General features: G+C 45.3%; 12 protein-coding genes. 4 read left to right on the forward strand and 8 right to left on the reverse strand.

Features of this window, described 5'->3' with window-relative positions; genetic code table 11:
- Positions 1-112: 112 nt before the first annotated feature.
- Positions 113-1,531, forward strand: coding sequence for a winged helix-turn-helix domain-containing protein (locus ACLIIY_RS14200; protein ID WP_434527791.1), 1,419 nt, complete (start codon positions 113-115; stop codon positions 1,529-1,531).
- 186 nt (positions 1,532-1,717) lie between these two features.
- A complete protein-coding gene (locus tag ACLIIY_RS14205; protein WP_199449585.1) occupies positions 1,718-2,194 on the forward strand; it encodes a hypothetical protein in 477 nt (158 codons plus the stop codon).
- 54 nt (positions 2,195-2,248) lie between these two features.
- Here the strand turns inward: ACLIIY_RS14205 and ACLIIY_RS14210 are convergent, their stop codons facing one another.
- The 8 genes from ACLIIY_RS14210 to ACLIIY_RS14245 all read right to left on the reverse strand — a co-directional run bounded on the left by ACLIIY_RS14210 (position 2,249) and on the right by ACLIIY_RS14245 (position 10,200).
- Positions 2,249-3,202, reverse strand: a complete 954-nt coding sequence (locus ACLIIY_RS14210; protein ID WP_434527792.1) for a DMT family transporter — start codon at positions 3,200-3,202, stop codon at positions 2,249-2,251.
- A gap of 198 nt (positions 3,203-3,400) precedes the next feature.
- On the reverse strand, positions 3,401-3,778 hold the full coding sequence (locus ACLIIY_RS14215) for a hypothetical protein (protein WP_434527793.1): 378 nt from the start codon (positions 3,776-3,778) through the stop codon (positions 3,401-3,403).
- Positions 3,779-3,945: 167 nt separating this feature from the next.
- Positions 3,946-4,371, reverse strand: coding sequence for a phosphate-starvation-inducible protein PsiE (locus ACLIIY_RS14220; protein WP_010650185.1), 426 nt, complete (start codon positions 4,369-4,371; stop codon positions 3,946-3,948).
- 150 nt (positions 4,372-4,521) lie between these two features.
- On the reverse strand, positions 4,522-5,361 hold the full coding sequence (locus tag ACLIIY_RS14225; protein ID WP_009707948.1) for an ABC transporter ATP-binding protein: 840 nt from the start codon (positions 5,359-5,361) through the stop codon (positions 4,522-4,524).
- Between the two features lie 36 nt (positions 5,362-5,397).
- Positions 5,398-6,255 carry an ABC transporter ATP-binding protein gene (locus ACLIIY_RS14230; RefSeq protein WP_009707949.1) on the reverse strand — a complete coding sequence of 286 codons (858 nt, stop codon included), beginning with the start codon at positions 6,253-6,255 and terminating at the stop codon, positions 5,398-5,400.
- Between the two features lie 9 nt (positions 6,256-6,264).
- Positions 6,265-8,091, reverse strand: a complete 1,827-nt coding sequence (locus ACLIIY_RS14235; protein WP_434527794.1) for an extracellular solute-binding protein — start codon at positions 8,089-8,091, stop codon at positions 6,265-6,267.
- A 38-nt stretch (positions 8,092-8,129) separates the two neighbouring features.
- A complete protein-coding gene (locus tag ACLIIY_RS14240; RefSeq protein ID WP_005434430.1) occupies positions 8,130-9,173 on the reverse strand; it encodes an ABC transporter permease in 1,044 nt (347 codons plus the stop codon).
- 1 nt (position 9,174) lies between these two features.
- Entirely contained in the window at positions 9,175-10,200 is a 1,026-nt protein-coding gene (locus ACLIIY_RS14245; RefSeq protein WP_005434432.1) for an ABC transporter permease subunit, read from the reverse strand.
- Positions 10,201-11,018: 818 nt separating this feature from the next.
- Between ACLIIY_RS14245 and ACLIIY_RS14250 the strand changes: the two genes are divergently transcribed.
- Complete coding sequence (locus ACLIIY_RS14250) at positions 11,019-13,619, forward strand: TonB-dependent receptor plug domain-containing protein (protein WP_054823132.1); 2,601 nt, start codon at positions 11,019-11,021, stop codon at positions 13,617-13,619.
- 73 nt (positions 13,620-13,692) lie between these two features.
- The gene (locus tag ACLIIY_RS14255) at positions 13,693-14,457 is read left to right on the forward strand and encodes a DUF3450 domain-containing protein (RefSeq protein WP_005434436.1); all 765 of its coding nucleotides are present in this window, start codon (positions 13,693-13,695) and stop codon (positions 14,455-14,457) included.
- Positions 14,458-14,459: the final 2 nt, after the last annotated feature.

Genomic DNA, 14,459 nt, shown 5'->3' on the forward strand with positions numbered 1-14,459 from the left:
AGATATCTAAAGAGCCTCGCACTGCGGGGCTTTTTATTTGCTAATGCTTCCCTTGCTTCCTATATATAAAACCAATAGTCTTGTGTGGTTACTTCTAAACCATTGAATCGCTATGACTCGTCCGCATTGCTTCGTCCTGCAACATGACTCCCCTATTTCTTTCTATCCTGATAAAAATCAGTTGATACTTGATGGTGAGGAGATTCATTTAGAGCCGTTACAAGCAAGACTGCTGAGCTACTTTATCGAGAACCGTGGGAAAGTGCTGAGTACCCAGCAAATAGCCAATGATGTCTGGCAAAGGACGCAAGTTTCCGACAACTTGGTGAGACAAGTCATTAGCTTACTGCGCAGTCAGCTTCAAGACAAAACGCGTCCGTATCGCATCATTCAAACCATTCCTAAGCAAGGTTACTTATTTGATATAGAAGTGACTGAGCAAAACATAACGCGCACTCCGATCCCTGAAGAATCTACTCCTCTTACTCGTACCGCCAAGCCTAAAAACAAACGTATGGGTTTAGCTGTAGCGGCTATCCTAACGGCTGGGCTTATTGTGGCTTGGGCATTACAAAATGGTGACACCACTGATGACACAACGGTAATCACAGCACAACAAAGTGACGTAGTGCCCGTTTATATTCATGATATTACGCTTGATTCCACCAGCAACTTTGAAATGGCAGAAAGCGTATATAACTATCTCTTCTATGGGCTAAATTCAGCCAAAAACCTATCCGGTTATCACTATTCTCAGTTATCCCAACAAAGTAAGCAGTCTCTTGCCAACCATGGTGTTGAGCTCAAAAGCTGGATGAAGAAAGTAGATGGCAATTATGTGCTTAGCGTCTTGGTGCAAAACAACCATCAACCCAACCAGAGCCAAAAGGTAGAGAAGACGTTTAACCAAGATAACTTCTTCGATGCTATCGGTGATGTGATTTTAGAAATCAAAGCCATCATTGCACCAATGAGTTCCGATTACGAAGTGGCTAGCCACCGCGTGACGTCCATCAGTAACTATAACGATTGGAAAGTGATCTCTGAAGGGATTTCTCTTTTCTACCAAGGTAAGGGAGGTCCCGCTTTTTCGGATATTGCTCAGCAGCTTAATGCGATTCAACAGCAAGGGCGAGACAGCTATTTGGTCAGCGCTTTGTTGTCTTACTCTGAATCTTTAGCTTACTTACGCGAGCACAAACAAGAAGACCGAGAACAGGCACTTCACTCAGCTAAGCAGGCGTTCGAACTGAACCCACGCTGTGATATTGCCAACCTCACTTTGGGGCTCGCTTTGCTTATCAACCAGCACCCGAATCAAGCCTTCCCGTACTTGTTTTACGCAGCAGAAAGCACACCAAGCCCAATCAGTTTTTACTTACTCAGTGTGGCTGACAAACTCGCAGATAACCCGAAAGGCTCGCAATACAATTACCAACGCTATACTGAGATGAAAAAAGAACATAACGGGCAACTATTTGATCTTATTGAATCTTCACAAAAAGCAAACCTATTCCAAACAGCAAAATAGTCTCAAATAAAGCGGAGTGAAAAATCGCAGCTCTCGCCTATTGTTAAGTCAGCCTCCCCAATGCTGATGGGTATTCTGGATGTTTGATTTTTGTTTGGAGTTCAACTCGCTTGCCTTGCATCAAGCGTAACAAACGCACCTTCCACATACTTGTAAACCAAATCATTCATTTCTTGGGATACACACATGTTGAAGAAGTTTGCTTTTCAGATCATTCCAATCCAGATCTTTCTGTTCGTCTTTTGGTTCAAAAATGGCTTTATCGATAAAGTGATGGGCGTGCTGCTTGGCATCATAACGCCTGATACCGCCTATGCAGGTGATACTTGGGCTGGCTGGAAAGGTTATATCGTTGGAACGTGGGATAAAAGCCAAGTCGGTCATGCACTGCTGAGCCCAACGTTTGACTTTATGTTCCCGATTCTCATTGCTTTGCAGTGCTTACCGTTTTTATTGGTGATTCGCTCGGTGCTGGCAGGCGAGTTTATGGTTGGTAAAGAACGTCCGTGGCTACTTTATGCGGCTTTTGCATCTCTGTTCGTAACGGGTTGTATGGCTTTCACCCAAACCATTACAGGTGCAAGTGATGGACAATATCTATGGCAATTTATTGGCTTTAGCATGGTTGCCATCATGTATCTGCGTAACGAGCAAGGTAAATAGCATTACGTCAAAAGCCCCAATCAAATGGGGCTTTTTCATGGTGTTTAGTCGGTGTTAAGCGTTGATGTTCTTCATACAATGCTCACATAGCACAGGCTTTTGATCTGCAGACTTGAGGCGAAAACGCTGCCAGAAAGTAGGCTCAGCTTTAGTCACAAAAATACCGCCCAATAATGGCAGCAGTAGAGCGACAGAAACCAACGACAAACTGTTACCCGCAATCCATGTTGAAAGGCTAAGCGCAATCAACGGGAAAAACAGAAAACAGATAGAGGCGGTAAACGGCGTCGACACTTGTCCAAGCTTAAAGTACGCCACAATGCCACCAACGCTGGCAAACATACCGAGATAAATCACAGCGGTAATCGAATCCATCGAGAACTGAGAAAGATCCGGCTGCTCGACGATCAATGAGGTAATGAAGAGCAACGCTGAGGCAACAAAGCTTGGAAAGGCGTTGTAAGTCAGCACTGGAATGCCTTTACAGAACTTTTCAACAAACACGTACATCACCGAATGAATCGCGACCGCCCCACCTAAAGCGAGAAAGCCCAGTAGGTAATCCTCGCCACCTAAACTCATCTCTTTCGCTAGAATCAAAACTAAGCTCAACACCGCGACTAAAAGACCAGCAATCTGAGATTTACGCAACCTAAGCCCAAGGAACAGGCTCGATGTCATCATCACCGCAATCGGCATGTTGGCGAAGATGATCGAAGCAAGACCCGATGAAATGTATTGTTCACCAAAAATCATCAAGGTAAACGGAATCGCGAAATAGAAAATCGCGACCACAAACATCCAGAACACTTTGCCTTTCGGGAAGAACAGAGGTTGTTTGAGGTGTTTCGCCAACATGATTAATAACGGCGCTGCAATCAGAAAGCGCAGACCGGTAGCAAAGATGGGTGGAATAGTTTGCACTGCCACTTCCATCGCAAACCAAGTGGTGCCCCAAATCAAGCACACAGACACAAACAAGATAATTGGTAAATGCTTATACGTCATGGCGACCTCCCGCTTGTCGGTTGATAACAAGGTTTGGTAGGTACGCAGCAAGGTGCTCAGTACGAGCAATTAGATTGGTTTTCATTTTTCATTCCCATCACAGGATGGTGCAAATAGAAAGCTATTCACACACATAACAAATTCACACGACAATTCGTGCAGTAACATTGTTGGCAGCGAAACGCTGCGAGATAGGAATTAAGCTATCGGAGGGCGATAGTGAGAGTGCATGTCTGCACTGGTGTAGAGCGCGGCTTTGCTTACCGCCAACTCATCTCGGAATGGAGTTTCATAAGATCTTGGCTGAGTTTCGACAACAGCCGTACCCGATGCGTGACCATGGGAACAACACTGCTTCTCAAAGCATGTTCCGCCCGGCTCACAACACCCCGGCTCACTCTTTTCTGCCGAGCTAAAGGTCAAATCACAATAACTGATATGCAAAGACTCTGTTGCTGATGTCATGTGATTTGCTGCGATTGATGGCACTTCTGCACGAGCAATACCGCTTGAAAGCGCAAATGCAATCAAGACACTCAGCAGAAAATACATTGTCGATGTGCATTTCGCTAGCATCACAATCTCTCATCAAAGCAGTTAGAAAAGGTTAGCGTGAAGATACTCATCAACAAGGCAAGAAACAAGATGGCTTGAGATGACTTTACACTTTTTTACCCCCACGCCATCAAGGTGTGATTTCCCTTCACACAAAAACAAAGCCTCGCATTGAGCGAGGCTTCACGTTATTCGTCTTTTTCAGCGGTTTGATTATCTATATACGGCCAATAATGATGGCCTACTCGAATAACCAAGGTTGCCGCCGCCAAGATAAACGCGGCTAACGAGAGCCATACTATCATCACGGAGTCGAGCTCTTTCATACCAAGCGTGATATAGCGAGCAATCGCCATCATAGCAATGTAGATCGGGTATCGAACCGGTATCTTACCGTTCATTACGAATTGCCCAACCATCGCGAGCACTTCCAGATAGATGAACATTAATAGGATGTCATCGAGTGCAACACGCTTCTGGACGTAAATATGGACAAACTCTTCCACCATCGCCCACACAGTTGCCAGAGTAATGGCGACCAAAAGCACAGCTTCGAGCAGATGAAAGACTTTCAGAAAGGGACGACTGAATGATTTAGGTAAATGCGACGGCATGGCCAACTATCCAAACAAATCAAAGGAATAAGTTTGCAGTGTAGCACGCTATTTTAAATAAGCTGAAGACAGAAAATCATCGGAAATAAAAACACTCCAACCAAGTGGAGCGCTTTTATCTTATTAGTTCGTTTTATTTGGATGGTGGCGTTACGCCACTTGCTGCTTTTTTTCTGCCAAGCGCTTTTTCTTACGATACTTAGGATGCGTGATTGGAATCGCCGACAACAGCTTCTTGGTGTAATCGTTCTGAGGGTTCGCGTAAATTTCTTTCGCGTTACCCGCTTCCACGACTTTGCCAAAGTACATCACCGCAACCTTATCAGATACATGCTTCACAACAGACAGGTCATGCGAGATAAAGATAATCGCAAGGTTCATCTCTTGCTGCAGTTGCAACAGCAGGTTTAGTATTTGCGCTTGAACCGATACGTCCAACGCGGATACCGACTCATCACAAATCAGCAATTTAGGCTTAAGGGCAATCGCACGAGCAATACCAATACGTTGGCGCTGACCACCGGAGAACTCATGCGGATAGCGGTTTACCGCGGTTTCTGGCAAGCCAACTTTAACCAGTAGCTCTTTCACCCACTGTTTGCGCTCTGCAGACGTACCGATGTTGTGAATCACATACGGCTCTTCGAGAATCATGCCAATCGTATGGCGTTGGTTTAGCGATTCCATTGGGTCTTGGAAGACAATCTGCATGTCCTTACGCAATGAGCGCATTTGCTTCACAGACAATTTGGTGATGTCTTTGCCTTCAAAGAAAATCTTACCCTCTGTTGGCTCGTACAATTTCAAAATAGTACGGCCTAGGGTACTTTTACCACAGCCTGATTCACCTACTAGGCCAAGGGTCTCACCTTCACCTACTGATAGCGACACACCATCAACGGCTTTGATGGTGTAGCCTTTCTTAAACAGTCCCTTACCAGATACAAAGTGCTGCTTAAGATCTTCAATTCTTAATACTTCTTTTGCCATAACATCCTCTTTTATGACTTGTTCACTTTGCACCAGTTAGCTAGCAAACATACTGGCATCGATCGGTTTAATGTCGATCATCTGCTTAGGCTCATTATCTAAGCTTGGCATCAAGCCCATTAAACGCTCTGTATATGGGTGCTGTGGGTTATCAAAAAGCTCGAAAATCTCGGCCTTTTCAACAATACGACCGCCATACATCACGGCTACGTCATCACACACTTCAGCAACCACACCAAGATCGTGAGTGATGAAGATCATCGCCATGCCCGTTTCTTCTTGAAGCTCGTTCATTAGTTCAAGAATAGACGCCTGAACCGTTACATCCAGTGCAGTGGTTGGCTCATCACAGATTAGAATGTCGGGTTTACACGCCAGTGCCATCGCAATCATCACACGCTGGCGCATGCCGCCGGATAGATTATGCGGGTACTCGTTCAAGCGTTTTTCCGGCATCGGAATTTTCACTTTCGCCAACATTTCAACGGCGTAAGATTCGCGCGCTTTTTTATCCAACTCAGGACGGTGCAGCTCAAGCACTTCGCAAAGCTGACGACCAATAGAATGCACTGGGTTCAGCGCCGTCATTGGGTCCTGGAAGATAATTGAAATGCGGTCACCGCGCATGGCGTACATTTCTTCTGCTGGTAGCGTGACCAAGTTCGTGCCGCGGTAATCAATCTCACCATTGACGATATTACCGTAAGGTTTCGGCAACAAACCCATGATGGACATGGAGGTTACACTCTTGCCACTACCGGATTCGCCCACAAGACCAAGGGTACGCCCAGCGCGAACATCAAAGTTCACGCCATGCAGTACTTTCACAGGGCCGTCATCAGTAGTGAACTCAACTTCTAGATCTTTAACACTCAGGATTACATCGTTTTCCATAACACATCCTTACAACTTGTACGTGTCATCAACGACAACAACCGGTTCAAAAGTCTTACCCGACTTCATTGCCTTTTGGGTTTCTTTCTTGATGTCTTTATCAATCCAGTAAGTACCATCACCAATAATGCCGCCACTAAATAGCGCTTCGGTCATACGGTTCATTGGTTTCTCTGGCAATTTCAACCAACGCCAATGGCCGTAACGAACATAAGGCACCATGTAGCCCGGAACAATCACATGTGCATCAATGATGTCACGTTGGATTTCATGACCTAGTTGGATCTTCTTCTCCATGTCCATGTTGAAACGGTACTCAATGATTTTCTCATCAAGCTCTGGTGTGCTGTAGTTCGTGAAAGAGTTAGTTTGTGGCTTATTGGCATTCACTGAGTGGAAGTATTCCCAATACGTTGGGATCTCAGAAGTGCCCATATCAAGGAACGCTAAATCGTGCTTTTTCTCACGTACGTATTTAAACATTGATGAGCCATCGATCAGCTTAAGTTCGATGTCCAAACCGGCCAACTTCGCTTGTTCACGCACAAATGCGATACGAGGCGTGTGCACTGGCGTTGCGTAGGTCAGCTCGAAGCTTAAACGCTGGCCTTTGTCGTTAACACGGATACCGTCGGAACCAATCTTATCGAAACCAGCAGCAGCAAACGCTTCTGCCGCTTTTTCTGGATCAAACTTTGGTGCTTTCGCATCTGGCAGGGTGTACTTACCATGCCCGTAGCCTGTTGGGTTAGGTTTACGACTGTAGTCACCACGCATGATGTTTTCGATCATGCCATCAAAATCGATCGCGTAAGTGATGCCTTTACGAATGTTTAAGTCATCCAATAATGGCATGGCGGTATTCATCCAAACGCCGCCAGCGCCTACAGGGTATTGGTTGTAGCCCCAAAACTTCTGAATGTAGCCCTTTTGGTAAGGCGCAGTATCAGACTTGTCGTGCCAAAGGTTAGGTAAAACCAAGCCAAAGGAATCTAGGCTACCTTTTTCAAAGTGCTTCTTAGCAATGTCGTTGTCACGAATAACCGTGATACGAATCTTGTCGACGTTATAACGATTTTCATAGTACTTATTGGTGTACCCCCACCAATCTTCGCCAACGTGCTTAAAGGTAACACTCTTACCTTTTTTGATATCAGCTAGATAGTAAGCGCTCGTGGTTGGCTCACTTTTGAAGTTGTAGTAACGAACGAAGTCATCATGAATACCATCGCCGTTTTCATCTTTCTTAGGATTGGCATAGAAGTGAGCAGGACGAGGACGCAGCGCCCCCATTCTTAATAACAGTTCTTCAGGGTTAAGTTCTTTCGCTGCTTTCACCGCAAATGTTAGGTCATCGAACTTAATTACATCTTCAACAGTCTTGTTGTAGTAATCGTTGTACCAAGGCTCGAGAATGTCTTTCGAGCGATAGAACTTCAACATAAAGACAAAGTCGTCGGCAGTAACAGGTTTACCATCCGACCATTTTGCTTCTGGATTCAGTTTGAAATAAACGGTTTTGTTATCACCCGCTAACGCCCACTCATTCGCTAACTCTGGGATGAATTCTAGAGTATCTGGGTGACGTACCACCAAACCCGGAGTTTCATCCAAGATATAAGAACGCAAACCAGAGTTGGCATCAGGACCAACGCTGCGCAAAGTCTGCGGAAAGCTCGACATGTACGCTCGGAAAGTACCACCACGTTTTGCTTCAGGAGAGCCGTATTGAGGCTCATCCCAGTTTGTTTGCCAGTTTAAGTCAGTCGGAAGCGTTGCTGACATCGCACCAAAACTCAGGGCGCTCAGCGTTGACGCTAGTAATAATTTTTTCATAAAACTTCCCTTTTTTATGTTTTGCTCACAATGCTTGCTTAAACATAGCGTGTGAATTTTTTCGGGTCGAATGCCGCTCGGATCGCTTCACCGATGAAGGTCACCATCACCAATACCAGTACGATAGAGCTGACTACTGAAGAAACAATCCATGGCGAGTCTAAGTTTGACTTACCTTGTTGTAGTAACTCACCCCAACTTGGCGTTGGTGGCATCAAACCAAGACCTAGGTAATCAAGAGCGGTCAGAGCGGTGATGTTGGCTGCAATGGTAAACGGTGCGAGTGTCACGATCATTACCATGGTGTTTGGCAGGATGTGGTTAAACAAGATACGCCCAGTTGATGCACCTAATGCACGCGCTGCCATTACGTATTCACGCGCCGACTCCTTGTAGGTCATGGTTCGCATGTACCAGGTCATCCCCATCCACCCAAAGAGTACGTTAATACCGACGAACAGAGTAAAGGTTGGTTGCACTATCGAGACGAGGATCATGATGACGTATAAGAAAGGCACCATTGACCAGACCTCGATCAAGCGTTGAACAAACAAGTCGAACTTGCCGCCCCAGAAACCCATCGCACAGCCAACGGCCGTACCAATCGCGTACGAGATCGCCATGGTAAGTAGCGCAAATCCCATCGCAGTACGGAAGCCGTAAACCAATCGAGCTAAGATGTCTCGACCAATTACATCAGTGCCTAGGTAGTGCTTATCTTCGGCGCTTGGCGCTGTCGGTGGGAAATCACCGCTAAAGTCTTGCTCGTATGGGTTCCAAGGAACAATCGGTAGAATAACGAAGTTATCGCCACCTTCCGCTTCAAATACTTTCTGCAGCTCTCGGTAATCCGCTTCACTTGAAGACGCTTGACCAAACTCGCTCCCCAAACGCACATCGCTTACGACCGGAAAGTAATAGCTGCCATCGTATTTAACGACCAAAGCTTTACTGTTGATCAACAGTTCAGCAAAGAGAGACAAGATCAACATGGTTGATAAGATCAAAAACGACCAGTAACCACGTTTGATTTCTTTAAAGTGACGGATTTTCTTTTGAGTTAACGGGCTAACTTTAATCATATTACGCTCCAAACTTCACACGTGGGTCGACTAAAGCAACACAGATATCTGAAATGATATTACCGATAAGTAGCAATACCGCATTGATAGCCACGATACCCATTACCACTGGGTAATCACGCTCCATGATAGATTCATAGCCAAGCAGACCGATACCATCAATGTTAAAAATTACTTCAATAAGAAAAGCGCCCGTCATGAAGAACAACAGCGAGTTACCAAAGTGAGAAGCAATCGGAATCAAGCTGTTACGCAGAGCATGTTTACGCACTGCTTTCTTAAATGGCAGACCTTTAGCAATCGCGGTACGGATGTAATCGGATGACAGGTTTTCCATTAAGTTATTTTTCATTGTCATCGTTAGCGTTGCAAAGTCACCAATGAGGTAACAGATCAAAGGCAATACTGCGTGCCACATGATGTCTTTTGCGCGCTCAAAGAAGGTTTCATAGTCATCAAAGTCGTCTCCGACAAAGCCCCCCATTGGGAACCATTCTAGGTGATAACTGAACAAGGTAATCAGTAGAACACCAACTACGTATCCGGGCAGTGCGTACCCAACAAAGATGAGGATAGAAGAAGCGGAATCAAATACGGAGCCGTGTTTGAGCGCTTTATAGTAGCCGAGCGGAATCGAAATAAAGTAACTGATAAAGAAGGTCATTCCGCCATAAAACAAAGACACCGGTAAGCGCTCTGCAATCATGTCAGATACAGGCTCGTAGTATCGAGTCGATTCACCTAAATCTAACGTCACCAAACGGCTTAACCATTCTACGTAGGCTTCCATCACGGGTTTATCCAATCCGTAAAAAGCGTTTAGCTCTGCAATTTGGTCATCAGATAAGGCGGTGTTACCACCAGCTGATGTCATAGACGCGGCACCATCACCTTGCGCCTGCATTTGTGAGAGCATGCGCTCTACCGGGCCACCAGGCACGAATCGAGTGATAGCAAAGATAAGAATGGTAATCCCGAGAAACGTTGGAATAACCAACGCTAAACGGCGTAAAAAGTACGACAGCATATACAACTTGCTCCTTGTCTACTGTCCATTATTAGGCGGGTTTGGAGAGGAGAATTCCGGCCCAAAATGGTGCATCTCTATCCCGTAGTAACTAAAGCTGTTGAAACACACTCCCTGAGTTTCAAAAGCTAGTTTTTTCCACTACTGCAATAATTTCAGCGTCATATTTATCTTGAATCCAAGTAAGCTTCAAGTGTTTGAATCCAAAACATGACAAACTTCCTCCGATGTCCAAAAACAGAAATGTTTTTGTAAATAATTATAAAAAACCACAAAACCAATTCATACAGAATATCAATCTAGGCACTTTAGAGCCAAAACCCTATATAAACATGCATATATGCAGAATAATTAGACAAAACACCCCCACTACCATTTGACCTCAAAATACGAGTGAGCCCTTTTACAACGGTGGGTATCATATTCTGATACCACCTTGTGCGATCGAGTTAACATGCCCAGCATTCCATAAAAACCCTCAAGCAGAACAATCATCTAGATTAACGTTTAAATTCAGTGCCAATCGCCCACATAAAAAGCATAGGCGATATAAGTCATTAGACTTTACAAGAAACACAAAATACGGTGTTTTATTAAAATTTAATCTCAATTTATAAACGTCATGCAGTAAATTATTCTGTGATTTATGTCACTTTTGGTTTTTTACATCTTTTTTACATTTCTTTATCTCTGTTTACCACTGGTTTGACTTCCTTTTTTCATCTCAGGTATACATGTCCGGAACGTTAACGAAATATTAACGTCATAATTGGCCGTTATGGCCAGACATAGGAATAATAATAATCGGAGCAACAAGGATGTATAAAAACACAACCGCTTTATCTGTTGCGATCAGCCTTGCACTGGGGACGGCAGCAGTGGCCCCTCTAGCAGCGCAGGCAGAAGAGCAGCAAGTTGAAAAACTACAAAAAATGAAAGTTACTGGTTCGCGTCTAACGCGAGCGTCTATGGAAGGAAGCACCCCAGTAGCTGTTATCGGCCGTGCAGAAATTGAACGAGCTGGTGATGTATCTATCGCTGATGTACTACGTAAATCTTCATTTAACTCTTTTGGTTCACACAGCGAACGTTCAGGCAGCTCGGCACAAAGCCAAGCAACCATCTCTCTACGAGGTCTAGGTTCTGAACGTACTCTAGTTCTAATTAACGGCAAACGTCTTCCTGGCTCAGCAGCTATGGGTGGCGGTGCTGCCAACATCAACGTAATCCCTTCTGCAATCGTAGAACGTGTTGAAGTAATGGCCGACGGCGGTTCTGCTGTATACGGTTCAGATGCTGTTGCAGGTGTAGTGAACATCATCTTGAAAGATGAGTTCGACGGCATCAACGTTACGGTTGGCTCAGGTATCCCTAGCCAAGAAGGCGGCGATGAGCAGAATGTTGCTTTCGTGATGGGTACAAGTGGCGAGAAAGGCAACATCATGTTCTCGTTTGAGCATGATAGTAAAGACGAAATCTACCAACGTGATCGTGACTACCTAAGCTCAACCAATACTGGTGCAGACAACTACTTTGATATGTCTGGTGTAAGTATCTACGGCCGAAACGTTTACCATAACGGTGAGCTGAAGGCGCTGAAAGGTTACGACACAGACGCAACTTGTGATTCATCAAAAGGCTTTGTTGGTCTAACTAACTACCCTGGTCTGGGTGATATCTGTGGTTACGACTACACGGCAGAAGCGGCACAAACTGCTTCACTAGAGCGTAATACTGTTTTTGTTAACGGTAATATTTTCCTAAATGACGACACAACGTTCAATGCACAAGTGCTTTTGAACCGCAACGAAAGCTTCGGTCGTTACGCTCCTGCAGCAGGTTGGTTTGAAGTTGACCCAACAACATCTGGTGGTTCTGATTTCTTCACAGAGAATGGTCTAGATCCAGCAGCAGGCCCAGCTCGTGTTTACTACCGTTTCAACAACGTAGGTACACGTGACAATAACGTAACTGACTTCCAAGCTGATTTGAAGGCAGGCCTAGACGGCACACTTTACACAGATAGCTTCGGTGATGTGGTTTGGGAAACGGGTTACCAGCTTAACTTCTCGAACAGTAACGAAATTGGTACAGGTTACGTGTTCCGCTCACCGGCTGAACAGCTAGCGAACTCAGGCGAGTTTGTAAACGGCGAGTTCAGTGCTGATGCAACGAGCGACCTATCAGCCGGAACAAGCCGCGAAACACAAATGGAAATGCACAACTTCTACGGTGGTCTTCAGTTTGACCTAGCAGAAATCGGTGACGTTACCATCCCTGTGTATGTTGGTGCAGAGTTCACAACTTACGATTACTTTGACAAATACGATCCACAAAGTGAAGCAGGTAACATCATCGGTAGTTCTGGTAACTCAGCAGGTGGTGACCGTGAAACTTACGCGCTTTACGCAGAGTCTCTGATCGCGTTTACCGACGAGCTAGAGATGAACATTGCGGCACGTTACGACCACTACAGTGACTTTGGTAGTGAGATTTCACCAAAAGCATCATTCCGTTACCAACCTCTTGATAACCTAATGTTCCGTACAGGTGCGGGTATGGGCTTCCGTGCGCCAACATTAGCAAACCTTTACGGTGCGGATAGCTTCTCTGCAGATAGCGCAAAAGATTACGTTTACTGTCAAGCAAACGGCATCTCTGACGCAGACTGTCCAGAAACTCAGTACGACGTAACTCGTACATCAAACGAAGATCTAGATGCTGAAACATCTGTGTCATTTAACTTCGGTGTAAGTTACTCACCAATCGAAGATCTAGATCTGACACTTGATTACTACAACATCAGTATCGATGACGTAATCACGCTTAACTCTCTACAAAGCATGATCGACCAAGAGCGTAGCAGTGGTGTTGCTAACCCGAACATCGACCGTGATGCAACAGGACGTATTACACACGCAACAGCAGGCCTAGAAAACTTAGGTACTCTAGATACTTCTGGTCTTGACCTGAAAGTTGGCTACCGTTACGACTTCGACTCAGCCGTTCTACGTTACGACTTCATGGGTAGCTATGTTCTTGACTACAGCGCACCTGAATACGTGAATGGTCCAGTGAACAACCAAGTTGGCCGTAATGGTCTACCTGAGTACCGTTTCAACACGGGTGTTGGTCTTAACTTCCTAGAAGAGCACGATGTTTACCTATCAGCAGACTACATCGCGTCACAAGCACAAGACGTTGATGAGAACTACAACAAGACAGGTAACATCCCATCGCAAACAATCTGGAACGTAGCATACAACTACCTAGCTCCATGGGATGCGAAGTTCACTGCAGGTGTACGTAACCTTACCGATGAAGACCCAGCGTTTGAGTCTGATGGTGTGACTTACGATGCTGACCTATACAGCATTCAAGGCCGCGTTTACTTCGTGAAATACTCTCAAAACTTTTAATTAAAACCTTTGGCGCAGGAGCTTTTCCTGCGCCCCTCTCGACTGACTTTTATACACTGACAAGGATGCAACTATGACGTTAAAGGAATTTGGCGTAAGTGCAGTTACTGCCGCGATACTAACGGTAAGTGGAGCAGCTGTTGCTGCGGACTCTGGTACCGTTGTCGCTAACCAAGCAAAGACAACGAAGTCTTCTCAGGCTTCACAACAAAAAATCGACACCTATGCTGAAAGCACTGAAGGCATGTTGGCTGAATACAAAGGCCTACTGCGTCAGATCGACAGCATGAAAGTCTACAATGAGCAAATCAACCGCATGGTTCAATCTCAGCAGGGAGAGCTGGATTCATTGAACAGCCAGATTGCTCAAATCGACCAAACAGCAACAGAGGTTGTGCCTCTTACGCTAAAAATGATCGATGCCCTAGATGAATTCGTTACTCTGGATCTACCATTCCAAAAAGAAGAGCGTACTAAACGTGTTGTTGAGTTACGTGACCTAATGGATCGTGCAGACGTAACAACTTCAGAGAAATTCCGTAAAGTGATGGAAGCCTACCAAATCGAAGAAGGCTTCTCTCGCTCAATTGAATCTTACAAAGCTAGCCTAGAGCGCAACGGTGAAACCGTGACTTACGACTTCCTACGTATTGGTCGTACTGCGCTTCTATTCCAATCTCCGGATGGCGGTGAAACAGGCATGTGGAACCAACAAACTCGTCAATGGGAATCACTACCTGAAAACTACCGTATCGCTGTACAGCAAGGCCTTCGTATCGCTAAGAAACAAGCGCCACCAGCGCTGATCAAACTGCCTGTATTTGCTGGGGAGGAATAAGA

The organism is Vibrio sp. K4 (genome assembly GCF_051122595.1).
Taxonomy (GTDB): domain Bacteria; phylum Pseudomonadota; class Gammaproteobacteria; order Enterobacterales; family Vibrionaceae; genus Vibrio; species Vibrio owensii.

Excerpts from the sequence above, each read along its gene's own strand:
- ACLIIY_RS14240 (WP_005434430.1), bottom strand. The coding sequence starts at position 9,173 with ATGATTAAAGTTAGCCCGTTAACTCAAAAGAAAATCCGTCACTTTAAA.
- ACLIIY_RS14220 (WP_010650185.1), bottom strand. The coding sequence starts at position 4,371 with ATGCCGTCGCATTTACCTAAATCATTCAGTCGTCCCTTTCTGAAAGTC.
- ACLIIY_RS14215 (WP_434527793.1), bottom strand. The coding sequence starts at position 3,778 with ATGCTAGCGAAATGCACATCGACAATGTATTTTCTGCTGAGTGTCTTG.
- ACLIIY_RS14205 (WP_199449585.1), top strand. The coding sequence starts at position 1,718 with ATGTTGAAGAAGTTTGCTTTTCAGATCATTCCAATCCAGATCTTTCTG.
- ACLIIY_RS14250 (WP_054823132.1), top strand. The coding sequence starts at position 11,019 with ATGTATAAAAACACAACCGCTTTATCTGTTGCGATCAGCCTTGCACTG.
- ACLIIY_RS14245 (WP_005434432.1), bottom strand. The coding sequence starts at position 10,200 with ATGCTGTCGTACTTTTTACGCCGTTTAGCGTTGGTTATTCCAACGTTT.
- ACLIIY_RS14200 (WP_434527791.1), top strand. The coding sequence starts at position 113 with ATGACTCGTCCGCATTGCTTCGTCCTGCAACATGACTCCCCTATTTCT.
- ACLIIY_RS14255 (WP_005434436.1), top strand. The coding sequence starts at position 13,693 with ATGACGTTAAAGGAATTTGGCGTAAGTGCAGTTACTGCCGCGATACTA.
- ACLIIY_RS14225 (WP_009707948.1), bottom strand. The coding sequence starts at position 5,361 with ATGGCAAAAGAAGTATTAAGAATTGAAGATCTTAAGCAGCACTTTGTA.
- ACLIIY_RS14235 (WP_434527794.1), bottom strand. The coding sequence starts at position 8,091 with ATGAAAAAATTATTACTAGCGTCAACGCTGAGCGCCCTGAGTTTTGGT.
- ACLIIY_RS14210 (WP_434527792.1), bottom strand. The coding sequence starts at position 3,202 with ATGACGTATAAGCATTTACCAATTATCTTGTTTGTGTCTGTGTGCTTG.
- ACLIIY_RS14230 (WP_009707949.1), bottom strand. The coding sequence starts at position 6,255 with ATGGAAAACGATGTAATCCTGAGTGTTAAAGATCTAGAAGTTGAGTTC.